The sequence below is a fragment of the Nocardia pseudovaccinii NBRC 100343 genome (assembly GCF_001613225.1).
GTDB classification, from domain to species: Bacteria; Actinomycetota; Actinomycetes; order Mycobacteriales; family Mycobacteriaceae; genus Nocardia; species Nocardia pseudovaccinii.
On sequence record NZ_BDBY01000188.1, the window covers coordinates 1 to 22,269 of the forward strand.

Annotated in this window: 25 protein-coding genes; 2 read left to right on the forward strand and 23 right to left on the reverse strand. The window is 66.1% G+C overall.

What is annotated here, in order from left to right:
- The 3 genes from NP3_RS23730 to NP3_RS48190 form a co-directional block, all read right to left on the reverse strand.
- A partial coding sequence (locus NP3_RS23730) for a site-specific integrase (protein ID WP_169814559.1) occupies nucleotides 1-519 on the reverse strand: 519 nt, incomplete at its 3' end.
- 148 nt (nucleotides 520-667) lie between these two features.
- Entirely contained in the window at nucleotides 668-1,102 is a 435-nt protein-coding gene (locus tag NP3_RS23735) for a VOC family protein (protein WP_063043806.1), read from the reverse strand.
- A 10-nt stretch (nucleotides 1,103-1,112) separates the two neighbouring features.
- Nucleotides 1,113-2,411: an ATP-grasp domain-containing protein gene (locus NP3_RS48190; RefSeq protein WP_063043807.1), complete on the reverse strand. Its 1,299-nt coding sequence runs from the start codon at nucleotides 2,409-2,411 to the stop codon at nucleotides 1,113-1,115.
- Between the two features lie 47 nt (nucleotides 2,412-2,458).
- Between NP3_RS48190 and NP3_RS23745 the strand changes: the two genes are divergently transcribed.
- Entirely contained in the window at nucleotides 2,459-3,157 is a 699-nt protein-coding gene (locus NP3_RS23745; protein ID WP_063043808.1) for a DNA alkylation repair protein, read from the forward strand.
- A gap of 32 nt (nucleotides 3,158-3,189) precedes the next feature.
- On the opposite strand, the gene NP3_RS23750 is transcribed toward NP3_RS23745, so the two are convergent.
- From NP3_RS23750 to NP3_RS48195, 20 genes are all read right to left on the reverse strand, one after another.
- On the reverse strand, nucleotides 3,190-4,227 hold the full coding sequence (locus NP3_RS23750; RefSeq protein ID WP_063043809.1) for a pyridoxal phosphate-dependent aminotransferase: 1,038 nt from the start codon (nucleotides 4,225-4,227) through the stop codon (nucleotides 3,190-3,192).
- On the reverse strand, nucleotides 4,224-5,273 hold the full coding sequence (locus NP3_RS23755; RefSeq protein ID WP_157124498.1) for a hydroxymethylglutaryl-CoA lyase-like TIM-barrel protein: 1,050 nt from the start codon (nucleotides 5,271-5,273) through the stop codon (nucleotides 4,224-4,226). Before NP3_RS23755 ends, NP3_RS23750 begins: the two co-directional genes overlap by 4 nt.
- Nucleotides 5,273-6,403, reverse strand: a complete 1,131-nt coding sequence (locus tag NP3_RS23760; protein ID WP_063043811.1) for a pyridoxal phosphate-dependent aminotransferase — start codon at nucleotides 6,401-6,403, stop codon at nucleotides 5,273-5,275. Before NP3_RS23760 ends, NP3_RS23755 begins: the two co-directional genes overlap by 1 nt.
- On the reverse strand, nucleotides 6,403-7,770 hold the full coding sequence (locus NP3_RS23765) for a coproporphyrinogen-III oxidase family protein (protein WP_169814560.1): 1,368 nt from the start codon (nucleotides 7,768-7,770) through the stop codon (nucleotides 6,403-6,405). The genes NP3_RS23760 and NP3_RS23765 overlap by 1 nt, the downstream gene beginning before the upstream one ends.
- 564 nt (nucleotides 7,771-8,334) lie before the next feature.
- The gene (locus tag NP3_RS23775; RefSeq protein WP_063043814.1) at nucleotides 8,335-9,024 is read right to left on the reverse strand and encodes a hypothetical protein; all 690 of its coding nucleotides are present in this window, start codon (nucleotides 9,022-9,024) and stop codon (nucleotides 8,335-8,337) included.
- Nucleotides 9,021-10,325: an aminotransferase class III-fold pyridoxal phosphate-dependent enzyme gene (locus NP3_RS23780; RefSeq protein WP_063043815.1), complete on the reverse strand. Its 1,305-nt coding sequence runs from the start codon at nucleotides 10,323-10,325 to the stop codon at nucleotides 9,021-9,023. Before NP3_RS23780 ends, NP3_RS23775 begins: the two co-directional genes overlap by 4 nt.
- Before the next feature lie 82 nt (nucleotides 10,326-10,407).
- Nucleotides 10,408-10,674, reverse strand: coding sequence for a hypothetical protein (locus NP3_RS23785; RefSeq protein WP_157124499.1), 267 nt, complete (start codon nucleotides 10,672-10,674; stop codon nucleotides 10,408-10,410).
- 104 nt (nucleotides 10,675-10,778) lie between these two features.
- On the reverse strand, nucleotides 10,779-11,405 hold the full coding sequence (locus tag NP3_RS23790) for a TetR/AcrR family transcriptional regulator (protein ID WP_157124500.1): 627 nt from the start codon (nucleotides 11,403-11,405) through the stop codon (nucleotides 10,779-10,781).
- 8 nt (nucleotides 11,406-11,413) lie between these two features.
- Nucleotides 11,414-11,773, reverse strand: a complete 360-nt coding sequence (locus NP3_RS23795; RefSeq protein WP_063043818.1) for a hypothetical protein — start codon at nucleotides 11,771-11,773, stop codon at nucleotides 11,414-11,416.
- Nucleotides 11,767-12,894, reverse strand: a complete 1,128-nt coding sequence (locus tag NP3_RS23800; RefSeq protein WP_169814561.1) for an NAD(P)-dependent oxidoreductase — start codon at nucleotides 12,892-12,894, stop codon at nucleotides 11,767-11,769. The genes NP3_RS23795 and NP3_RS23800 overlap by 7 nt, the downstream gene beginning before the upstream one ends.
- A gap of 328 nt (nucleotides 12,895-13,222) precedes the next feature.
- Nucleotides 13,223-14,239, reverse strand: coding sequence for a nucleoside hydrolase (locus NP3_RS23805; protein ID WP_169814562.1), 1,017 nt, complete (start codon nucleotides 14,237-14,239; stop codon nucleotides 13,223-13,225).
- 215 nt (nucleotides 14,240-14,454) lie between these two features.
- Nucleotides 14,455-14,886: a hypothetical protein gene (locus NP3_RS23810; RefSeq protein WP_063043821.1), complete on the reverse strand. Its 432-nt coding sequence runs from the start codon at nucleotides 14,884-14,886 to the stop codon at nucleotides 14,455-14,457.
- Nucleotides 14,883-15,197, reverse strand: a complete 315-nt coding sequence (locus tag NP3_RS23815; RefSeq protein WP_157124502.1) for a hypothetical protein — start codon at nucleotides 15,195-15,197, stop codon at nucleotides 14,883-14,885. The genes NP3_RS23810 and NP3_RS23815 overlap by 4 nt, the downstream gene beginning before the upstream one ends.
- A gap of 332 nt (nucleotides 15,198-15,529) precedes the next feature.
- A complete protein-coding gene (locus NP3_RS23820; protein ID WP_063043823.1) occupies nucleotides 15,530-16,426 on the reverse strand; it encodes a phosphotransferase enzyme family protein in 897 nt (298 codons plus the stop codon).
- On the reverse strand, nucleotides 16,423-17,646 hold the full coding sequence (locus NP3_RS23825) for a helix-turn-helix domain-containing protein (RefSeq protein ID WP_063043824.1): 1,224 nt from the start codon (nucleotides 17,644-17,646) through the stop codon (nucleotides 16,423-16,425). The genes NP3_RS23820 and NP3_RS23825 overlap by 4 nt, the downstream gene beginning before the upstream one ends.
- Nucleotides 17,647-17,768: 122 nt before the next feature.
- Entirely contained in the window at nucleotides 17,769-18,233 is a 465-nt protein-coding gene (locus NP3_RS23830; protein WP_063043825.1) for a hypothetical protein, read from the reverse strand.
- Nucleotides 18,230-18,742: a hypothetical protein gene (locus tag NP3_RS23835; RefSeq protein WP_063824881.1), complete on the reverse strand. Its 513-nt coding sequence runs from the start codon at nucleotides 18,740-18,742 to the stop codon at nucleotides 18,230-18,232. Before NP3_RS23835 ends, NP3_RS23830 begins: the two co-directional genes overlap by 4 nt.
- Before the next feature lie 406 nt (nucleotides 18,743-19,148).
- Complete coding sequence (locus tag NP3_RS23845) at nucleotides 19,149-19,688, reverse strand: hypothetical protein (RefSeq protein ID WP_157124503.1); 540 nt, start codon at nucleotides 19,686-19,688, stop codon at nucleotides 19,149-19,151.
- Nucleotides 19,685-20,539, reverse strand: a complete 855-nt coding sequence (locus tag NP3_RS23850; RefSeq protein ID WP_218024926.1) for a hypothetical protein — start codon at nucleotides 20,537-20,539, stop codon at nucleotides 19,685-19,687. The genes NP3_RS23845 and NP3_RS23850 overlap by 4 nt, the downstream gene beginning before the upstream one ends.
- Before the next feature lie 5 nt (nucleotides 20,540-20,544).
- The gene (locus NP3_RS48195; RefSeq protein WP_157124505.1) at nucleotides 20,545-20,688 is read right to left on the reverse strand and encodes a hypothetical protein; all 144 of its coding nucleotides are present in this window, start codon (nucleotides 20,686-20,688) and stop codon (nucleotides 20,545-20,547) included.
- Between the two features lie 723 nt (nucleotides 20,689-21,411).
- On the opposite strand from NP3_RS48195, the gene NP3_RS23860 reads away from it, so the two are divergent.
- The coding region (locus tag NP3_RS23860) for a helix-turn-helix domain-containing protein (protein ID WP_063043830.1) at nucleotides 21,412-22,269 on the forward strand (858 nt) is incomplete at its 3' end.

Sequence of the window (22,269 nt, forward strand, 5' to 3'; positions counted from 1 at the left end):
TTCGCCGCCCGACCGCGACGAGCCCCGCCGCCCGAACAACGCGGGCGGCGTCCTACCCTCCCGCTGAGGAATCGGATTCTCCGGCAACGTTCGTGCCTTGACCTGCCATTTGAAGAAGCGATTCTGCGCCGACACCTCGCGGTCCCAAGTGGCGTCGTCGATGCGCGGGCCGCCCGGATCGCGGCGCCGCCAATGGGCGTAGGCAAGATGATCGGCCTCGTCAGCGTCGCGCCACGCCTTGCGATGCCGGGATCTCCACAAAAACGTCAGGAACGCAGCGATATCCCGCGCGTAGCCGGCCTGCGTGTTCCACGCGTCCCCCAGCATCCCCGGCGATCGGAAGAACTCGTTCAACTGGACGTCGTATTCGAACCGGGGCGAAATCAGGAACGGGGTGCGAGGCGGAACGTCATCCACCCATGTACCCAGCCCGGAAAGGTCCACGTTCAATGCAAGCAGCGGAGCTGGGTCGGGAACATCGGCCAGCACAAAATGCACCGACCACACATTCATGGGCATCGAGGCAAACTACAGCAACCGCAACCACGACTCAGCGAATGACCCACTGCGACAACAGTCAAAGCGCTTCGTCGACCCCGCGGACCACCTGCGGTCTCACCCGCTTGTGGGCGGGAGAGACCGTGGGAGGGAGAACTCAGACCGACGCCTACGACTTCACAGCTCCGCCGTCATCGGCAGAGTGGTCATTGACCGGTTCCATACAAGCAAATTCCCAGCGGATGCCGTCGGGGTCCTCGACGAAGGTGGCGTAGTAGCCGGGCGCGTAGTCGGGGTATTCGGCAGGTTCGTGGACCACGGTCCATCCGCCATCGACGACGGCGGTGTGGATGGCGTCGACGGTGTCGCGATCGTCGACCTGGAAGGCGCCGTGCTGCCAACCGGGACGGCCGTGGGTGTGGGGTCTGGCATCGTCGCCTTCGACGATGTAGAGCAGGATCTCCGGGCCCGGCCCGCCCCAGGTGCACAGGCGCTCGGAGGTGTAGCCGCGGGAGTACCCCAGGATCCCGAGGACCGCATCGTAGAACGGTGCGGCCTTGGCCTGATCGGCGGTCGTGAGGGCGAGGTGGTGCAGGGTGAGCACAGGTGTCCTTTCATTGGGCGACAACGGTTTCGGTGTCATCGCTGGTCTGGGTGGTGAACTCGAACGGCTCGACGAGCGACCGTAGCCGCGCCAGCGCGGTGGGCATGTCGGGCGCGCCGATCCCGACCGAGATGCCGGCGTCGGGCTGATACAGATCGTCCTCGGTTTCGGCGGCATTGAGGTGCCAACCGAGAACGTCGTCGGATCCGCAGAGCTGGTCGGCGAGTTCGCTGTGGCGCAGCAGCCTGATGTCGTCACGCCGGTCCGGCGCGACGTAGCAGCAGGCGATGGCGGTCGCGGTGTGTGTGCCGCGCGCCTGCTTGACCGCGGCGGGGGCCAGGGGCCGGCCGATGCTGGCGGCCAGGTGCACCATTCGCGGGTCCACGCCGGTGTGTGCCAGTGCGGCGTGGGCGACGAGCCCAGATCCGGGCCGGATGCCGATATCGAGGACGTGCCAGCGCCGCAGGTGCAGGCGCAGCTCGATGTGCAGAGCCGCGTCAGTGAGACCGATGGCGGCGAGGATCCCGGCCAGCGCTTGGGGCAGTTGCGGTAGCTCGGCGTCGATACGCAGGTCGGTCGGTGGACTGATCATCACGTGGTCGACGAACGGGGGAACAGCGGTCGCGGTGCATTTTTCGTGCACGACCGCGTGGGTTATGCGGCTGTCGCACACCGTCAGGTCCACGCTGATTTCCACCGCCGCGTCGTGATCGCCGAGGTACTGGGCGGCGATGATCGGGGTGGCAGTGTCGATGTGTCCGGCGCGCAGGATCTGCTGGTAGAGAGCCAGGTTGTCCTCCACGGAGAGGTCGTCGCGGTAGCGGTAGACCCCGCGTGACCCGGCTCCGGTGGCGGGTTTGAGGATCGGTCGTGGCCCGAGGTTGTCGAGCGCGAAGCGCAGCAACCTCGTCGACAGCGACCCGGTGCGGTGCGGTGCGACGGCGACGTTGCGCTGACGCAGCGCCTCATACAGTCGGGCCTTGTCGGTGACCAAAGTCCGGGCCCTGGCCAGTGCCCAGTTCGAGTTCAGCGCCGCTAGCGCGGTGTTCCACCAGTCGTCGAATCCGACGGCACCGATCAGGGGTTCGCCGTTCTCACTCCTCAGCCGGGTGAGTGCTTCCTTCTGCAACGCGGGTTGACCGGTTTCCAGGGCCATCAGCACGTCGGTGGGGATCTGGGTGTAGATCGTGCCGGACTCGCGGGCGGCTGCCAGGGTGAGCGCGCGGGGGTCGAGTGATCCGTAGATGGCATAGACCGGGCTCGCGGTGTTCGGCCGTGGCCCGGTCATATCGAGGGCGGTGCCCGTCATTGTCGCTCCTACCGAAAGTTGTCGGTGCTGGGTCGTATGGTCGACAGATGGACGCAGTGACCGCGGGGCGGGTCTCGTCGCTGGTGACCGATGTCGAGGATGGGCTGCGCGAGCACGCCGACCCCGACTATGTGGCCGGGACTGTCGCTGCCCGCAGTCCCGGCAAACCCGTTCTCGGGGTGCGGATCCCGCTGCTGCGTGGCGCGGTGAAGGCCGGACTCGAGTCCGCAGGACTCACCGCCCGCAACCAGGATCCGGTGGTGGTGTTCGGCGCGGCGGATGCTCTCTGGCACGGCAGCGTCCACGAAGCCGAGCTGGCTGGGTCGATGATGCTGCGGCTGACCGACCTGCGGATGCCGGCCCCGATGATCCTGCGGTGGGCTCTGCTGCTGGACAACTGGCTCAGCGTCGACGAGCTCGGTGGTGTCGTCGGCATGTCCCTGGTCGACGATCCGGCACTGCTGCACCAGCTGCACGGGCTGGCGGTCTCGCCGTCGGTGTGGCAGCGCCGCCTCTACGTCGTCTCGCTCATCCGGCCGGTCAAGGCTGGCCTTTCCCCCACCGAGGTTCCGGAACTCGACACCCTGTTGGGTGAGAAGGATCCGGCGATCCGCAAGGCTTGCGTCTGGCTGATCAACGAAGCGATCAAGGCCCGCAGTACCGAAGCGGCCGCGCAGTTCCGGGAGCTGGTACCCGGCGCCGCCCCGAAAACGCTGGTCCGCATCCTCGATGCGGCCCTGGTCTGACCGCCGATGCTGTTGGGCCGCAACGGTGGCGGTCACAGTGTGCGCACCCGGTTGGTCGCGGCGTCGATGATCTGCTGCGGCTGGGCGATGCAGAGTCGGACTTCGCGTGTGGTCCCGTTGAACACGTGGCCGGGGATTCCGATGACTCCGTATCCGGCGAGACGTTGCCAGGCATCGGCGCCGTCGACGGTCTCCACGTAGATGTGGGTGCCGTCGGCGGCCGCGACCGCCCTCAGCGACGACGACGCGGCCACGGCCGCGAGTATCCGGGCGCGGTGGTCGGCGAACAGTTCGGTGCGCGTGCGCAATTCGTGTGTCGCGGTGGGGTCCTGCAGGACGCGCAGCGCGAGGTCCTGGGCCAGGCAGCTCGTCGACATCGACAGATGGGTTTTCGCGCGGACGGCGGCATCGAGCAGAGCCGGGTCGCGGGCGATGAGGCAGCCCACGCGGGCACCGGGCAGTCTCAGTAACTTCGACAGGCTGAACACCGCGATGTCCTGGGTGCCGAACTCTGCGGTGAACTCGGCTATCCGGGTGCCCGAGGTCGTCATGTGCGACAGATCCCAGATCACCCACCCGCCGGATCGGCCGGGCGCATCAGGGCTGGTGATCAGGCCGGTCGGGTTGTGTGGTGTGCAGATCAGGACAGGCATGGTGCCGCGCCGGGGAACCTCGCCGACGGCGGCGGCGTAGGGCAACACGCGCAGCCCGAGTATCGTGGCCAGCTGCTCGAACCCGGGGAAGGCTGGTCGTGGCATCCGGATCAGATGTCCGTGGTCGGTGATGCAGGTCAGCGCCAGTAACAACGCTTCGCTGCCGCCCGCGGTGACCAGTATCTGGTCGCGGTGGACGCCGAACAGGTCGGCGAGGACTGTGCGGAGGCGGACTTCGCCGCGAACCTCGCCGTAGGAGGCGACCGTGGCGGTGGGCAGCGCGATCGGGCGGGCGAACTCAGGTGACAGCGGTGGCGAGTTGTCGCCGCGCAGGTCCAATTGACCGGTCGTGACAGGGAAGTCGTCGTAGCTGTAGGCGACCAGGCTCCTCGCGCGGTGGCTGATCGCCGCGTTCATCGGCCCACCATCGGAGTGTGCTGGTGCCAGTGGGTGCGCAGATCCTGCGGCCGCAGCGTGGACACCCGCGAAGCCTGGGTGAGCAGCCACAACGCCGCGGTGTCGGTGTCGACGTGCTCGAGGGCGGCGAACTCGCGCAGCGCTTGCTCCTCGACCGGAGTCAAGTTCAGTGTGGCGCAGACCGCCGCCACCAACGACCCGGCACGGCGGCCGGTCGTCGCGGCGAGCTGGGACCGGCACTGCAGCAGTAGCGCCCCGGCACCGGCGTCGGCATCGGGGAGCCGGTGGCGCAGCAGCAGCGGCTCGGCGGCGAGGTTGCCGCCGCCGCGCCCCAGTCCGAGTAGCGAACAGTCCAGATAGGTTGCGCCCGCCGCCGCGGCTGCGAGGGCGTTGGCGTAGGCCAGGTGCAGGAAATCGTGGGCGTGGAACCCGATCTCGCTGTCGAGGGCAACCCGCAGCCGCCCTACGAGGTCGCCGACCTGCTCGGGGGTGAGTGCGCTGCAGGTGTCGGCGACGTAGATGACATCAGGCGCCATATCTTCGCTGATCCTGGTCGCGTGGTCGACGAGTTCGGTGGCGGTGTAGCGCGACGCGAGCGCGAGATTCACCGCGACGATCAGACCCTGGTGGCGAGCCTCGGTGGCGAGTGCGGTGATCGCCTCGGCCCACCGGGGGTGATAGACGAGCCGGACCATCGCGAGCCCGGCTTCGGCGTACGGTGCGAGGTTCACCGGCTCGGACAGCGCGCTCGGATGGACCATCGCGGCCAGGGTGAGCCCGTCGTGGACAGCGGCGGCGATGTGATCCGGGGTCAGGTAGGCGCCGACTCCTGCGCGCGCGACGCTGTGCTCCAGCGGCACGCCGCCGATGTAGCCGAGCTCGACGATGTCGACGCCGGTGGCGTGGCCGGTGGCCGCGACCATGCCGAAGTGATTGTCGGGCCAATGGAAGTCGACCTCGAACCCGCCGTCGCGCAGGGTCACATCCAGCAGCGTCGCGAGCGGTTCGGTCGCCGGCACCGGGGGCGGAGCGAAGTGGTCGAACATCACCAGCTCCTCAGCGTCTCGACGATCGCGGCCGCCGCGGCGATCGGATCGAGGTTTGCGCGCGCCGTGCACACCCGGAAATGATCAGCCGCGCCGAACCCGGCGCCCGGCGTCACCCGCGCACGGGCGGGTGCCGCTGTTTCCCGGGCGGGCAGCGCGGCCGGGTCGGGAGTCTTGCACCACAGGTAGAGGCCACCATGGGAGACGACGTCGATTCCGGCATCGGTCAGCGCGGCGGCGGTCGCTGCGCGGTCGTCGGTGACGGCTTGGCGCACCTGCGTGAGCCAAGCGCTCGCGTCCGGATCGGTGAGCAGGGTGGTGGCGAGGTGTTGGGTGAGCATGCTGGTGCACGAGGCGTAGCTACTGCGGAAGGCGGTCAGCGCGTCGAGCACCTGGCGGTCGGCGACCAGGAATCCCACGCGCAGCCCCGCTGAGGCCAGCGACTTCGACACCGAGTCGACGACGAAGTGGTGGTGCGGGTCGAATGCCAGCGCCCGCGCCGCGGTCACCGGCATCTGCCCGAACACGCGATACACCTCGTCGGAGACCAGATTCAGCCCGAAAACCGTCGCGTTGGCGACGATTTCGTCCATCACCGCCTGAGAAATCTCGGTGCCGGTCGGGTTGTGCGGGTAGTTGAGCACCAACACCCGCGGCCGCGGATCGGATTCGGCGATCAGCGCCCGCAACCGGCCCGGATCCGCCGCGACGGAGGCCGGGTCGTAGCTCAGCGTGGTGGCACCGGCCGCCTCGACCCAGAACCGGTATGGCTCCCACCCTGGCGAGGGCACCAGCACCGGCCCGCCGCCCTGCTGGTGCAGGGCGAACCGCAGAGCCAGACAAGCCGCTTCCTTGCCGCCAGCCGTGACCAGCACCGTGCCGCCGTTTGGCCGCAGGTGCCCCAGATAGGTCGCGCGCAGGCCGGCTTCCCCACGCGGATCGGAGTACCAGATTCGATCCATCGCGGCGAGCCGGGCGCTGAGGCCCTGGCATACGGCGGCGGGCATCGGATATCGGGCTTCGCCGAGGACGAAGTCCAGTCCGGACTCGGCCGGGGTGGTGGAGCGGGTGTACCCGGCTGTGGGCGCGGTGAGCGCATCCAGGAGCCGGACGAAGTACGGGTCATCCATCACCGGGGCGTCCCGACCAGCGGAAGACGCTTACCGCGGGTGCGGCTCGAGGCGCCGGGCAGAGCGTTGCTCGCTCCCATCGCGGCCACGCGATCGGCCCCGGCCTGCCATTCGTGGTCGTCGATGACGCCGACCTGCTGCGAGAGCCGGTTGACGATGCGCTGGTAGAGCCGCTGCTGCGGGTCAGCGAAGAAGTGCGCCATCAGCTCGCTGTAGACCAGCTTGCCGGGCTCGGTCAGCCGCAGGGTGTCACCGACCAGCTCGGCATGCCCGGCGGTGACGATGCCCTCGATGCGGTCGGCGTAGACATCGCCCAACCCCAGGACATCCAGGTCACGCATATCGAAGGTGAGCCGTTTGGGGAAGAAGACCAATCCCTTCTCGTACGCATGGTAGGGCGAGGACTGGGTGATCGGCAGCAGCCCCGAGCCCGAGGTCTTCGCGTAGAGGCGTTCGTCGGCGTCGTTCATCCAGGCCAGGCCGCGGATGAAGCTGTAGGCACCGGCGCCGACTCCCACCGCCTCATCGCGGTAGCCGCCGTACAACGTCGAGAACATGTACCTGGTCGCGGGTGCGTCGCTCGGGCCGAAGCAGTACATGTTCTGCTCGCCCATCGACTCCAGCAGCGCCTGGCGGGCTTCGTGGAACATCCGCGAACGCTCGTCGAGCGCCGCGGGCCGGGGCAGCTCACCGGACCGGATCCGGTCCTGCCACCCAGGCAGAGTCATCACGTAATCCACAGGGTAGGTGGACACGCTGGCGATACCGGACTCCGCGGCCAGGCGCGCGTCACGGCGGGCGTGGGCATGGTCTTGGCCGGGGAAGCCCACCATCATGTCGAGATTGGTGTTCGCGAAGTGCTCACCGGCCCAGCCGATCGCGTTGTAGACCTGGTCCAGGGTGGCGGTGATGTGAACCATCTCCCGGATCGTCGGGTCGAACGACTGCACCCCGAACGACACCCTTGTGATGCCCAGCTCGGCCAGCGCAGCGAACTTCTCGGGCGAAACGCTCTTGACCTCGAACTCGAACGAGATTTCCGCATCCGCGGCGAGGCGGAAGTTGGCGCGGATCGCCGCCATGAGCGCGGCGATCTGCTCGGTGGTCAGCACCGACGGCGTGCCGCCGCCGATGTAGACGCTGTCGATCTCCCATGCCTGCATGCGCGGTGTCGCGCCGAGGGTCTGCAACTCGATGTGCAGGGCCCGCAGGTAGGACGTGATGCGCTCCGGTGTGCCGACCGACTTCACGAAAGGGCAGAACGTGCACAGGCTGTCGCAGAACGGGATGTGTACGTAGAGCGCACGCAGACCGCGTGTGTGATCACCCGGGATCGGGGAGCCAGGTGTCGCCAGGTGCGCTGACACGAGGGCTCGATGATCCGCAGAAGTGTTGAGGTCGAAAAAAGGGTAGCTGAATGATTCGAACGGAAGCATCGAAAACCTCGATTGATATCTGGATGAATGGCAAAGGAATTCGTCGGTGCACCCGTCGGCGCCCAGCAAAAGTGCGCGGACGCCGACAGGACATCGAATATCGGCCGGGTACCGCCCGGCCCCATGAATCAGGCTCCGCCCGCAACCCACTTAGTCATCTCGATCACCTCCCTTCGAACCGATCGAGTCGAGCTCGGACGCCATTGATGGTGGCACACAACCACCGTGTCTGTCAGCCAGTTTTCGATGAAAGTTGTTGCAGCCCTTGATATTTCGTAATTATGTGAATTCACGGCGAATGCCGGTTCCAGCGTGTCCGCTGAACCGGATTCGGAAAGTCGTCGCACCGCTCGAACGTTTCACATCGAGCGCGCTGCCCATATAGTCAGCGCGCTTGGATCACCTGTTCTTTCATTGTTCGAGCCGCAAATGTACGAGCGTCGTGTTAAGTAGTCACACGAGGTAGGCTCGCAATAGTTTTGGTAGCGACTCTCTTTACGGAGAGAATTGCGCGAGTTCTAGCTCTGTTTCCCATGGACGCTCGAAGGCCCCGTCAGCAGTGCGCGAATTACGGCCCGGCTCCGTCACGAATTCGCAGTCGTCTCGTGGCGGTGGAATAGCTCCCGCTTCTCGGCGATGAATTCCGTTGTGGCGAAGGGCCGTTCGTGGTCGCCGGGCGGCCATCGGGCCGGTGTAGAGCCAGCTGCCGTCGTCGTCGGCGAGGATCCGACGCGCGTCGGCCGCGATCTCATCGAGCCGGTGGTGGTGGCATCCGCGGCTTGGGAACGGCCGGTGTCGGGTGAAGGCGGCCAGCCGTGCGAGGCACCATGCGGCGCCGATGCGACTGAGCTCCCGGATGTCTGGTTCTGGTCTGGTCAGGGGTGCGAAGCGGTCAGGAATCTGCCGGTCGGCGGGCATGGTGGTGTGGCGGATCGGCTGCCGCATCCAGAGCGCCTCCATCACCGCTGTCAGTATCGCGGCAATGGTGCGCGGCGACTCGTGCCGGATCGTGGCGGCGGTGCCGGCAATCAGGTCGCACAGCATGCACCAGGTTTCGGTGTCCAGGTCGTCGAGCACGCTGCTCATGGTGTCGGTGGTCCACCACGGGATGTAGTCGAAGTCTTCGTCACTCCAGGGCGCGCTCGCGCGCGCCACGATGGTCAGGTCAACGAAAGGTGTGCTCATGCCAGCACGCTCCCACCGTCGATCTCGACCTCTGCGATCGCGAACTTCAGGCGAGCCACCATCGTGACTAGCTGTCTCTCCGGCACATTCAGCGCGGGTGTGAGCATGAGCGCGGGGCCTTTGCAGCCGATGATCAGGCCACCGGAGCTCACCCCTTCCCGGCGGGCTCGTGCGGCGATGGCTCGGGCCCGCTCGACCGTGTCGCACTGGGCGACCCCGACCACTCCGTAGGTACGCAGATCGACCACTCCCGCCGCGCGCAGGTAGCGCCACTCGGTGGCCAGCCACTTGGTGGCCAACGATTCGGCGGTCGCCGCGGCTTGGGTGAGGCCGTCGATGCGGAGCAGGTCGATGGTGGCGAGCGCGGCCACACAGCCCAAGCCGTGGCCGGAGGTGGTGTGCCCGTATCGCAGGGGCTCGTCACCGAAATGCTCGCGGATGCCCCGGCGCAAGCAGGTGGCTCCCATCGGGACAACGCCGTTGGTCATGCCCTTGCTGATGGCCAGGATGTCCGGGGGCTCGGGCATCTCCTCGATCGCGAACGCTCTACCGCTACGTCCGAATCCGGTGAACACTTCATCTACGATCATCAGACAGTCGTGATCGCTTGTGACTGTTCGCAATTCGGTCAAGAACCCGTCGGGCAGCACGATGCCGCCGCCGACGTTGAGGAACGGCTCGACGATCACCGCCGCCACCCGCTGCGGTCCGGCGTCGGTGATTGCCGCGTCGAACGCGGCTGCCAGTGCTCGCGCGGCATCGGGCTGGTCTGGATGGTGATGCGACGCCAGTTCCACGTGCTGCACGTGGGGTTTGGTCGCCCAGTCGGTGTGCAGGATGGGCAGCCCGGACAATCCGGCGGTGAGCGCGGTGCAGCCGTGGTAGCCGCGTGCGAAGGCGATGATGGTGTCGCGCTCCGGTTGGCCGCGGTGGCGCCAGTAGTCCATGGCGATGCGGATCGAGGCCTCCACCGCTTCGGATCCGGAGTTGACGAACACGAAGTCGTCCATGCCGGTGAGCTCGGCGAGCGCGTCGATCAGTTCTTCGGCGGGCCGCTGCGCAGCCAAGGTCTCATCGACGTGCACCAGCTGCCTGAGATGCGCGGCGACCGCCTCGGTCACACGCGGGTGCGCGTGCCCGAAGGGTGTGTTCGCGGCGCCGGCGACGCCGTCGAGGTGGCAGCGGCCATCAACGTCCCAGACTTCACATCCGGAGCCACGTTCAAGCACATGCTCATGCAGGTCCCGGCGTGGGTTGCGGGCGGTGCTGGCGGTAGTCCAGCCGTCCCAACGTGCAGGCATTTTCGGAATCCCCTTGTCTGTCTCGTCAGTTCAGTCGGTCGTGCAGTTGCGCAACCAGCGGCGCGGTGGTGTGTTCGTAGGCCTATTCGCCCGGATTGATCGGGCGCGGTGGCCGGTCGGAGACGAGTACGGCAAGATAGCCAGCGGTCGCGTCGGAGTCGGCGGGATCGACCGCGACGGCCAATCCGTCTGTGCTCAGTTCGCTGGGCGTCGCGCCGAACGGATCCACCAGCAGCGTCAGCCCGTGCAGGCACGAATCGCGCACGCGTAGCCGCACACAGGTCTGGTTCTCGATCCTGGGGGCGCGCAAGCAGATCAGCCCCTGCTGCGCTGCGCAGGTAACGGTCAAGATTTCATCTCCGTCTGCCATTCATGTGCGGGTTCGTTGCCGAGATGGGCTGCTGCACTGCGGCGAAGGCGCTTTGACCTGTCGTGGCGTCGACCAGCACGCCGTCAACACGGCCGCCTCTTGTCTGCGGCCGCCGACCTACGATCGAACTGTCGCGAAGTGAAGGTCTTGAAAAGAACAAGCTCGACGCGCTGGCGCACCAGCGCGGTGGTGATATGGGCTGGATCAGGATGTCGCGCCACGAGGCCGGCCAGCATGCTCATCAGCACGTAGGCGGTCTCTTCGCCCTCGTGGGACTGCACGCCGATGTCCTCGGCTGCGCAGGTGAGCCAGCCGCCAAGCGCGGTGATAAGCCGTGCCAAGGGGAACGATCTGGTGGCCGCCGAAGATGCGGTGAGTGACAGTTCCAGCTGGATCCAGCCTGGTCGGGTCGCCGCCAAGTATCCCCAAGTCGTTACGGTAGCGACCAGGTGATCGACGGTTGTCACGCGCACGATACGCATGCGTTCGGTCATGTGGCGATACAGCTCGTCGAGCACCGCCGCACCCATCTCGGCCTTGCCGGTGAAGTTCGCGGAGACCGCACCGCGGGTGTACCCGGCGTGTGTGGCGATCCGATTGACAGCCGTCGTGTCGAAACCCTCGGCGACAAACAACTCACCCGCCGTGCGGAGTAGGCGGTCACGAGTGATCCGCTGCTGCTCAGCCCGTGTGAGGGTCGGCGCTGCCATGCCGGTGCTCACCTGTCTTCGCCAGCCGAGATGAGTCGCCGATACCCCACCTCGACGATCGCGCCGAAGGCCTCGACGACCCCCATTTCCTCGGCGGTGTGCTGACCCAGCGCCGTCAGCGACCACGCCCACTCCGTCCGCGCCCCTGTACACCGTCGGTGCCCGTGGACCAGGCCGCGCGCCTCCAGCGTCGTCACCGCCGGCGCGACCGGCATCGTGCGGACAGCCGCTGTCGCGGCAGCCAGTTCACCGGCGGTGCAACCACTCTCGGCACCGACGAGCACGCGCACCACCAGCACCTGAACCAGGCTGAGCATGAAGCCCGGGCCCTGGGCGTCCGGGGCCGCACGAACCGCGGCGCCTACCATCGGCCTGCTCCGATCGCGTGACCGATCTCCGTCAGCGAAACGACTTCCGTCTCAAAAGCCGACCTGCCCCTTGTCGCCGCGTCATCCGACGTGGTGTCAGCGGCGGCCGAGATGCGATCCCAGGGCCACGGCGGCACGCCGTGTAGAGCGCGAATCACGTTCTCCACCAGCACATCCGCGACGCCATAGTTGGCGTCGCGGGTACGCCCGGCCACACCCGGAGTGTGGATCACGTTGTCGCGGCTGAGGATTGGATCGTCCAGATCAACCGGTGTGGTCTCGAAGACGTCGGTCGCCCACATCAGCTCATCACGCAGGACCCGGGCCCGCAGCGCCGCCAGATCGATCCCGGCGGCGTCGACTGTAACCACCAACGACCCCAGCGTGAGCCGATCGACCAACTCAGCCGACACATGCGACCGGCGTGAGCCGGAAGCCACCACGAGGATGTCTGTGGCCTGGGCGACCTGCTCGAGCCCGATGCGCTCGATCCCGCAGGGACTGAACTCGACGTCGTCGGCGTCCGGATCGATCGCCGACACCGACGCGCCGAAGGCGACGCACAGGTGCGCGACGTGCGTCCCCACCGGATCTAGCCCGATCACGCTGACCCGTTTGCCGCGCAAGGTGCCGTTGACGTATCCGGGATGGTCGCTGAATTGCCAGCTTGGAAGAGGCCATGCTCGTGGGCCTTCCACCGCCATCTTGATGTGCCAGCTCGGCAGCTGCCGCAGCGCCGAAAGCGTCAGCGCGATAGCCATTTCCGCTTGCGAATGGCTGTGACCACGCGCCCCGTCGACGTGGGGAATGCTTCGTGCCGCCAGCTGCGGTGCGACCGCCAAACTAGTGCCGGTTACGCCTGCGACGACGGCCAACCGCGGCATTGCCGCGATGTCCGCCGGTTCCGGCTCGACGCCGAGCACCACCAGCGCGGCGACCTCGGCGATACCGGGTATGTCTCGCAGATGCCTGCCAGCGCGCAGGCGTTTCCACATCACCGTGAATCCCCCGTCGGCCAGACCGCTGCGCAGCCGATCACCCAGGTACGGCCAGGTCGCCGTCAGAAACCCGTCGTCGACCACCAACACATCCGGGCTGTCCAATGTCGCTTCCTCAAGCATTTGTCTGTGTGACTCCTCCTTGGTGGTCCGCGACATCGCCGACCGCCGTTCACGCTGGATACGTACCGATCGCGGGACATGAAGGCACGTCACCGGGCTTTTCCGATCGCCGCCAAGTAGTCCTCCCCCGCTTGAGGCTGGATCCCAGCGGAGTTGATCGGCGTGCGACCTATCCATCTCCGGGGTCGGCCGCCTGCGCCGCCGGCACCGTCCGGCGCAGGAGGAACAACTGGGCAGCACGCGCGGACTGCCGGAAGTAGGTGCATTCGCGGACGAACTGTGCGCAGAGGCCCCGGATTCGGGCAGCTGGTCCACTGGCGGTCTGTGTTCACGACCAGCTGCCTGTCTGTGCGACTGCGGCTGCGGACGCCGAGTCGGGTGCCCCCGGCCGACGCCCGATCAGCGTCGGGTCGTAACCCATTCCGGTGTCCAACATGTGCCGGATCACCATCGTCGCCCAGTCGCGGAAACTCGCGTAGTCGGCATCGGTGGACATTCGCAACCCAATCCCGTGGGGGTCCAGGTGCATTCGGGCATCCGATTCGATCACCACCCGCACGGTGTCGAACGACACGAACGGCAGCCCGGCCGCGGCGGTCACCGTCAACGGATCGGCTGCCTTCGACCCCGGCCGCTTGCGTGAGAACCAACGCTCGTAACCGTCAGCGACCAACCTCGCCCACCGCGGCGCACTGTCTGCGGCCAGCAGCTGATACACCTCGCTATCGCGACTGATTTCGGTCTCAGGGGTGAAGGTGACATCCGACGTCACCAGCGACACATCCAGATCCGGCGCGGTCCAGACCGCACAGGCGCTCGCGGGATCCATGCGTGCGTTGTGCGAGGATCGCGACGGATCGCGATACAGATGAGCTGGCCCGCCACCCATCAGGGTGATCACCAGCCGCCGCGCCAACTCCGGAGCACACTTGTGCAGCCAGGCCAGATTGCTGAACGGGCCCTGTCCGATCCAGGCCGCGCGGGGGCTGTTGTGCAGCACTACCCGCACTGCCTCGACCACCGAGCCGGTGACCGACTTCGCCGCCGGCGGGAAGTCGGCGGGCACCAGCCCGTCACACACCCACCGGGCCTCCGCCCCCTCGATTTCCGCGCCGGCGACGACAATGACATCGGTCAGGCCGCACAGATCGAGCAGATACCGCGCCAGCCGTGCACGCTGACCGCCACCGAACTCATCCGATGTCACCACCAGCCGTAGCGGCAGCGCTGCGGCCGCGAGGATCAGCGCGAGCAAATCATCCGGGTCATAGCCGATATCGGTACAGATGCACACGGGCAGTTGATGATTGGACGTCAGCGATGCCGGTGTCTGGGGGTCTGTCAAGGAAGCTCCTTCAGAGATCGAGCGCGCAGCACGGAAGGCCGAGCGACAAGGCGGCATCGCGAGATGCGTGGGTGGATAGGCGAGAAAGAAGACGATGGATACCGACGGCGCCCGCCTCCGGCGACGACAAGGAACTGCAAGAGACGCGACCTTCTGCGGCACGAGCGCGGAGATGCGCGAACGCACGAACGTCACCAGAAGCTGCGCGACCGGAGTCACCGTGTGCACTGCGCTGTCTGCAGGCGCGCAAGCCACCGGTTGTAGGCGTTGATCGCGGCGTTGCAGCGGTGGAGGGTGTCGGACTTCGCGTGGATGGTCCAGTACGCGAGGGTGGCCGCGAGATAGCCCGGGCTCGATTCCCCGATGTCGAATCGTTGTGCCGCGACCTGGTTGAACTGATCGACGAGATGCTGTTCGGCGCTGGCTACTTGCGACCAGTCCTCACAAACCTGGTCGAGTGCGTTGAGCACCGGCGGGGCCCCGCAATGCTGGATGGCCTCCGCATGATCGCGGTAGATCCTCGCCAGATCGCACACCACGCGCAGCGCAGGGTGACCGGGCTGACCTCCATCTCCGTGCAGGGCGCCACGCATCGCTGCCATCAACACATCCGCATCAGGCCATTGCTGCGCCACCGCGACGGTCATGCCGTTTTCGCCGACATCGGATCCGAATGTCCTGCACCCGGCACGGCCACCGGCACGGAGCCAGCGGACGGCACCAGAGGCGCACTATCGGTGAATTCCGGTGCGGTCGTTTCGATTTCGGTGGCCGTGGCGCTGCCCTGCGGTGTTGCGGCGCGGGCGTGCTTTTGAAGGCAGTTGCGATGTCCGGCGTGCAGGACTTGGGTCAGACGTGCCTTCTCGGGTGTCAGGTTCTCGTCGGGTGACGTAGTGCAGTCGCGGACCGCCAGCCGGTCCCGTTCGCCCACTAGCACCAGGTACGGCCCTGTGTACATGCGGAAAACCTCCCTATGTTTCGGGCATAGGGCATCACCAGGCGACGCCGTTGGACGACGGGGGTCGCGTCGAATCGGCGTTGCTCGGTCTGCTGGGGTTGGAAAGCACTCCCCGATTTCGGTGGGGAAATGCCCTATGCCGTAAGCATTTTCGGCTCGCCGCAGAGGGCCGGACAATAGGCCAGACGATTCAATCAGTTGTCCAGTTCGTGTAATGCTGGTCAGCGCCGGAAAGTATTTCGCGAGCATGGACAGCAGCCGGGGCCCCGCAGCTGGGCTCACGCAATGGTGACGTGCTCCACCCTGTTCGGGGCGAAATCGGTCCTTATCTGCTACAAGGAGTGCCAGAGTGCGCGGTCTGTGGGGTTTCGCAGGGTGTAGAGGCGGTGTTCGAGTTCGCGGGCTGCGGGGATGTCTGCGCGGGCGGCTCGGCGGATGTAGCCGGAAAGGGTGTGCAGGTCCCTCATCGCGAACAGGATATCGGCGCCTTCCCAGGCGCGAAAGTCATTCAGAGCGACACCGTAGGCGTCGAAGAATTCGGTGAGTTCCTCTTCCGAGGCGCCGAATCGTATGTCATGGCTGGCGGTGACGAGGTCTAGCTCTCTCGGGCCGGTGCTGACCTCGTCCCAGTCGCCGAGAATGACGCGATCGCTGCCATCCCAGAGGGTGTTGCCAGCGTAGGGGTCGCCATGGATTAGCCCTGTGCCGAGGCGGGAGGCGAGAGTCCGGTACTGGTCGAGCAGGTGATGCGCGCGCGCACCGAGCCAGCTGAGATCGTCGGCGGTGAGCACCTGTTGGAACTCCGGTTCGGCGAGCGTTGCAAGGAATCCGGCCAGCGGCGGGTAATCGGGCAGGTCGAACGGTGGCTCGGGCAGGTCGTGTAGTCGAGCCAGGATGGCGCCGAGAGCTCTCATCGGCGGCTCACCCCGTGCTTCCTGGGGGTAATAGCGCCACATAGTGACCGTGGCGTCGCCGACCTCGATCGGTTCGTCGATCAGCGGCTCGGTCACCGGTACGCCGTGGGCGGCCAGCCATCGAGTGATCTCGAGCGAGGCCCGCGCCCGCAGGCCGCGATGTTCGTTGCCGCTGATCCGGACCACGGCCGATTCACCGGGCAGCAGATAGACGGCGTTGGAATGGGCTCGAATCAGTTGCGCATCGCCATGATTGAGCCCGGCTCGCTCGCAGGCGATGATGAGTACGTCGCGGGCCACCAAGGGCCCGGTCATCGTAGGACCAGTGGGCGCGCGGTGTAGGCGGTGATCGCCTCGGCTAGGTTCCTCGCGACCGGGGCGTCGGCGTGTCGGTGGCTCTGTAGTGCTTCGGTGATCGTATGCATCCCTTCCATGATGGGGGCAATGCGACGGTCGGCGGAAAGTTCGAGCACCGGGGTCAGCACTTCCCCGGCACCTTCGAACTCGCCGATGGCTATCCGTGCGAGACCGACATCGATGCGGGCCAAGCCCTCATCACCATAGGAGCGCAACGCCTCCGGGCCGCTGGCGTATCGGTCGATGGCATCGAGTGCCCAGTGTTCGGCGTCGCGGTGGTCGCCGATCCGACGGAACGTCCCGCCCAGGTAGCAGGCCATCTTGGCCACAGGAAAGGACATGGCACCACCGAAGGCGCTCACCTCGTCGCCATCCGCGGTCTCCTCGGCCGCTGCCACGGCGCGCGCGGCGGCGGAGCGGGCGAGGGCGGCATCGCCGACGCGGGCGGCGCATCGCGCTTGCAGCGCCCACAGTCGCATGCGGTGGTCTCCGGGTGGTGCCCAGGTGGTGGCGTCTTCCAGGATCCCCAGCGCCTTCGCGGGCGTGGGCGACCATTCGACGATCAATGCCTTCGTCCCCGCGATCCACGCCTCGAGGCCGGGATGGCCGGCGGCGGCTGCCAGCGACTCCGCGGCCGCCACATGCTTCATAGCGGCCCGGGTGTCGCCTGCGAGATCGTCGGTGATCTCGGCCAGGAGCTGGACGGTGACGGCACCCAGCAGGCACAGATCACGCTCCCGCTGCGGGCGGGGGCCGAGCCGCAGAGACTGCTGGATCCGCGTGCGGGTGCGCAGCAGCTCGTTCAGTAGTGGCAGCGGAGGCTTGTGGACGTAGTTCTGCGCGATCGAGGCCACCTCGCGAAACAACTTATCTCGCGTCAACTCGCTGACCGGTTCCTCGCGCGCCAGCCGCGCCAGCTCCGTCGATTCGTCAGCCGCAGTGTCGAGGCGACGCCGCAACGCCTGGGCCGCAGCGAGCGCGAGCAACGCGCCATCAGCCTCGAGGACATCGTCGAGATGGGCAGCCAAGGCCGACGGCGGGGGCCTGTCTCCCCGCTCGATCAGTGACAGATACGGCTGCGTGTACGACAGTCGGGTGGCGAGTTGTCCGACCGTAAGCTTGCGCTGCTCCCGTAGCCTGCGTACCTCGCGACCGAACGCATTCTCGCTGCTGCTCATCGAACCTTCCCGACCACGATGGCCGACAGCGCCAAGTCCACGGCGGCCGTGTCGCCGCCGTGTGCAATGAAAATGGTCAACGGCGTCCCCCCATGAGGCACGAACAGAACCCTGTCCATAAGTCACCTCCGGTGCGGCAGGCTCCGGGCCGCATCCAACGTGATCGCCAGCAGGGTCGCGAATTCAGGGCGCTGCGCGCCGGCGGGCCGCACGAGCCAGCTCCGCACCGGGTCGTCCGGACCCGGAAGGGTGATCAGCGAACCGGGAATCGCCCGGGCGGCCGGGTGGCGGTACAGAGGATCGAACGGTGACGTCAGACGGTCCTCGGGCAGAACCCGCGCAGTAAGAAAGGTCCATAGCTTCACTGGGCGCGTGATGACGATCGTCGGTACGGTGAGATTGCGCCGCTCCAGTTCTTGGCGTACACGTTCGACCAGCGCCTCATCCCAGATCCGAATGGCGGCGAGCTCGTCCACGCGAACGACAATCCGTTCATCGGCGTTGACCTCGGCGTCGAATTCGTTCTCGCGCCGATATTGCCTGCACAGATCCTCAGCGCGCCCTGTCGATGTTGTGGTGTACGTCATGGCCGTCTCTTTCGCTCATCACGGCTGAACACTGGATGGGGAGTGGATTGGTCTCGGATGCTGCGGACCGCAGGATGATCGGAGATGGGCGCGCCGGGTAATCGCCGCTGGCCGAGGAGTAGCTCGTCGATGAGGTCTTGGTAGGCGTCGCCGATCTCGTCGAGCCTGACCTTCGCGTCGTAGAACACCGGTTCGGGTGCGTTGGCGAGCGCGACGAAGGTCAGCGTGGTCAGTTCGGCGAGCTGATCGACCACTTGTCCAGCGGTGTGGGTATGCAACTTGGCTTCTGGGGAGGGCACCGGAATCACCAGGGCGATCCAATGATCCACCGACCTCATCAACCGCAGGCGGTGCTGATCGACATCGCCCAGCCTGCAGTGCGGGGTCTGCTCGCGGGTTTGATGCAGCAACGCCAACTCAGCGGCAGCCTCGATCATCGGGTTGCTGGCTGTGGTCGGCAGTCCCCGGCACGCGGCCAGCATCGCGTGCTTGTCTGGCAGGGTCCTCATGTCGCGACCGGATCGGGGACCGGGCGGCGGCGAAAGGTGATGCGGCGGCTCGAGTGCAGGCTGGGCAGCCGAAACCTGGTGTCTGAACCGATGATTCGGTGTACGAGGCTCTGCGGTCGCCCGCGGACGATCCCATCGTCTCCGACACTCACACGCAGGCGGGTCGGACGCAGGTAATAGGTCCGAGCAATCCAGACCGGCAGCCACCACCCTCGTGTTCCGATGGTCAACACCGCATGCGCAAGGTGATTCGGTCGCCGGCCTGACAACCGAACAACTGCGCAAACCTCATCGCGCAACAACACCTCACATCGCGTGCGCTCATCCAACCAGGCGATGGCCGCGCCGAGGGTCCGGCGGCGTTGTTCCATCGTCGGAGGCTCTGGCGCCACGCAATTCGACCGGCTCATGCCCGACCTCGCACAGGCCGCTCAGCCCGGGAAATGGAATGGATACCCGGCCATCGGATACCCGGCCATGACTTCGGCAGAACGATCAAGCCCGCCATGACCTGTCGCACAAGATCCTCATATCCTTGGTGTATCTCCGCGAGGTGATCCCAGGCGCGATGCCGCTCCGGCTCGCCGAGGTGGTGCAGCGCCCAGTGGGCGCATTCTGATGCCTCGGCAACACGGGCAATCACTCCGCCGACCGATTCGGTCGCGCGAGGCACGCCGGGCAAAGGGTGGGGCAGTTGCCCGCTGATCCAGGCGTCGATCGTGCCGACTTCCATGCCGATCTCAGCCTGAATCCGTTGTCCCGCATCACGATCAACGATCCATTCCCGATACAGACAGCCCAGTTGCCGCGCCCCCTCGACCAGAGGCGATCCGCCGACCAGATTCCCGCGAACCGCCTCCAGCAGCGTCTCCGGGTCCAAAAGCGGTCCCTGCTCGCCGGAAGTACCGACCAACACCGTCACACCGTTCGAGCCCATCACGATCACCGCCCACCAGTGGCCACGGGGAACCATTCCGGTGGCGTCCAACCGCTACGGTCAGTGGCCCACTGGTCAGCAAGATCAAGAGAGTCGTCGATGCTCGCTTGTTCCGCGCCCGGAAGTAGCAGCTCATGCCGTGTGACCGGTTCGTCGGAGGACTCACGCATGTCGAGAATCTCCACGACCACCGTCGACGACTCCGGCGGGCACAGCACCCGCACCCGGAACGTGTTGTGCACCAAGGACGGATCGGCCGCGGTGTCATTCAACGCTGCACCGACCACTTCGTGCAGAAGTCGCCCGATCGGCTCGACCAGCTCACCGAGACCGGCCCGGGCCAGCCGTTGACGCAAGTTCATCCAGATGAACTCTTCGGCAGGGAACGCCGGGACCTCGAATTCAGCGACCAGGCCGGGCTCGCTGCTCCAGGGTCCCGAGTCGAGGAACAGCACCTGAACCGTCGGAGTTAGATTCGAGATGCGTTGCAGGAATACATGTCTCGGAACACCGAGGTGCTCGAAGTGCGCCGCGGAAGGAACGAGAAGGTAGCCGCCATCGGAATGCGCCAACGCATCGAGCAGCCTCCACAACGCTGGGGTCGGTGAAGGACTTCCTAGCAAGCGATCCATGCTCACGGTGCGGTGCCGGGCCGCTGCGTAAACTCGCGGGATCACCCCGCCGCCGAAATCACTGTCCGCTTCGCGGATCAGCGACCACAGCACCCGCACTGCGGATCCCTGCTCACAGAAGATCCGTCCCTCGACAGTGCCGCCGTAGCTGTTCGCGAACTCCTCGAGCCGAGCCTCCATCGCTGCCCGGCTGGTCCCGACCAGGTCAAGGTTGATGTACCCGAACATCGCCGTCACCACCACGGCACCCCCAACACCGCACTGACGACTTCCCCCATCGCGAGCAGGAAGCCGTTGCGCGGCAACGCAATCCATTCCCAGCATGGATCACCCGGCAACGGAATACACGCCTGTCCGAAATCAGCAAGTCTCGTCATCTCCACCTCCGAATTAGTGCGCCGAGCAGTGCCGGCAGAGGCGTCGAACTTGTGCCAACCGAATCTCCGGCACGGCCAGGTATGACAACCACCGCCGCTGGCAGTTCGCGCGGATCGCATGGCAGGTCCAGAAGGCGCACGGCCTCGCGGATCGACAATCCGACAGGCCGGAGCCACGCCCCAGCATCGATCCAGATCGGATCATCGAGCGGGTACAGGTCGCGTCCGTCGCCAACAGCATCCGCGAACAGAACGACACCAAGGGCCTGCGCCTTGGTGAGCGTCCGCCCACGAAGCCGGTTCTCGACCACCCACCGCCCTAGACCTACTGAGATAGCGCACACGTCAGAACGGTCACTAGTCATCCGGGTTTGAGTAAAAGCCAGGGCCATCAGGCGGCCCGCCTCTCGGGCCGATCCCGTGCCGGACGGCCCACAACACAGTCCGGCTCACCGCGAACGTTGTCAGATTGCGCTTCCAGGACAGTCATTCGGCCCACCTCACGCTGGGGTTTTCCACAGTTCACTGCCCGCACTGGGCAGACAGTGATCTCGGTCATATGAGGTAGTGTCCTACGATGTACGATCAGATAGCAAGCTTTCGAATGAACGTCGTTCAAAATACTGAAATTCAGCACTGCCCGCCCAGCAGTGCATGCCTTCTTGTCTGCAATCATTTGAAAGTGTTCAATTGAGTGACAGGCAATTGAGCGATTGGAGATGCATGTCCGTCAACGTTGGCGAGGCGGTTCTGCGGCGCCACATCGGACGTCGCCTGACCGAACTGCGCGAGGCCGCTGGCCTCACGCAGAAGCAGGCCGCCACCTCGCTTCAAAAGGGCGTGTCCACCATCGCTCGAATGGAGAGCGGCGACCTCGGCGTCCGATTCCGAGACGTAGACGTCCAAGCCATCCTCACCGTCTACAAAGTCGGTCCCGAGGACCAGAAGAGACTGCTCGCCTACACCGCCGCAACCTGGAACGGAACGGCAAAGCAGTGGTGGGAGAGCTTTTCGGAGGACATGCCTGAATGGTTCAGCCTGTACGTGATCCTGGAAGACAGTGCAGCATCCATCCGGGAGTACGAATCCGAACTCATCCCAGGACTACTGCAAACACGCGACTACATCGAACAACTCGCACGGACACCCGCCGGGTTACTCGATGACGCCGAAGTTCAGCAGCGTGTACAGATTCGCCTTGAACGACAGGGCCTTCTGACCCGCCCGCGCGCTCCCCGTCTCGGCGTCGTTCTCAATGAAGCTGTGATCCGCCGGCCAGTGGGAGGGGTGGAGGTGATGCTCAACCAGCTCGATCACCTGCTGAAAGTGTCGAGTCAGAACAACATCACCGTCCGCATCCTTCCCTACTCCGCTGGCGTCCACGGAGGCATGGCAGCATCGGCTTTCATCCTGCTCGACTTCCCGACCGGCTCCAACGGGGAGCACCTGGAACCGCCGATCGCCTACGTCGACACCCTGACGGGTTCGATGTATCTGAACAAGCCCGACGAGTTCCGCAGCTACGAACTCGCCTGGAACGACCTTGAACAGAAGGCGCTCAGCGAGGACGAGTCGCGGCAA

Excerpts from the sequence above, each read along its gene's own strand:
- NP3_RS48190 (WP_063043807.1), bottom strand. The coding sequence starts at position 2,411 with ATGACGGGCACCGCCCTCGATATGACCGGGCCACGGCCGAACACCGCG.
- NP3_RS23745 (WP_063043808.1), top strand. The coding sequence starts at position 2,459 with ATGGACGCAGTGACCGCGGGGCGGGTCTCGTCGCTGGTGACCGATGTC.
- NP3_RS23750 (WP_063043809.1), bottom strand. The coding sequence starts at position 4,227 with ATGAACGCGGCGATCAGCCACCGCGCGAGGAGCCTGGTCGCCTACAGC.
- NP3_RS23755 (WP_157124498.1), bottom strand. The coding sequence starts at position 5,273 with ATGTTCGACCACTTCGCTCCGCCCCCGGTGCCGGCGACCGAACCGCTC.
- NP3_RS23760 (WP_063043811.1), bottom strand. The coding sequence starts at position 6,403 with ATGGATGACCCGTACTTCGTCCGGCTCCTGGATGCGCTCACCGCGCCC.
- NP3_RS23775 (WP_063043814.1), bottom strand. The coding sequence starts at position 9,024 with ATGAGCACACCTTTCGTTGACCTGACCATCGTGGCGCGCGCGAGCGCG.
- NP3_RS23780 (WP_063043815.1), bottom strand. The coding sequence starts at position 10,325 with ATGCCTGCACGTTGGGACGGCTGGACTACCGCCAGCACCGCCCGCAAC.
- NP3_RS23790 (WP_157124500.1), bottom strand. The coding sequence starts at position 11,405 with ATGGCAGCGCCGACCCTCACACGGGCTGAGCAGCAGCGGATCACTCGT.
- NP3_RS23795 (WP_063043818.1), bottom strand. The coding sequence starts at position 11,773 with ATGGTAGGCGCCGCGGTTCGTGCGGCCCCGGACGCCCAGGGCCCGGGC.
- NP3_RS23800 (WP_169814561.1), bottom strand. The coding sequence starts at position 12,894 with ATGCTTGAGGAAGCGACATTGGACAGCCCGGATGTGTTGGTGGTCGAC.
- NP3_RS23810 (WP_063043821.1), bottom strand. The coding sequence starts at position 14,886 with ATGACCGTCGCGGTGGCGCAGCAATGGCCTGATGCGGATGTGTTGATG.
- NP3_RS23815 (WP_157124502.1), bottom strand. The coding sequence starts at position 15,197 with ATGTACACAGGGCCGTACCTGGTGCTAGTGGGCGAACGGGACCGGCTG.
- NP3_RS23820 (WP_063043823.1), bottom strand. The coding sequence starts at position 16,426 with ATGACCGGGCCCTTGGTGGCCCGCGACGTACTCATCATCGCCTGCGAG.
- NP3_RS23825 (WP_063043824.1), bottom strand. The coding sequence starts at position 17,646 with ATGAGCAGCAGCGAGAATGCGTTCGGTCGCGAGGTACGCAGGCTACGG.
- NP3_RS23830 (WP_063043825.1), bottom strand. The coding sequence starts at position 18,233 with ATGACGTACACCACAACATCGACAGGGCGCGCTGAGGATCTGTGCAGG.
- NP3_RS23835 (WP_063824881.1), bottom strand. The coding sequence starts at position 18,742 with ATGAGGACCCTGCCAGACAAGCACGCGATGCTGGCCGCGTGCCGGGGA.
- NP3_RS23850 (WP_218024926.1), bottom strand. The coding sequence starts at position 20,539 with ATGTTCGGGTACATCAACCTTGACCTGGTCGGGACCAGCCGGGCAGCG.
- NP3_RS48195 (WP_157124505.1), bottom strand. The coding sequence starts at position 20,688 with ATGACGAGACTTGCTGATTTCGGACAGGCGTGTATTCCGTTGCCGGGT.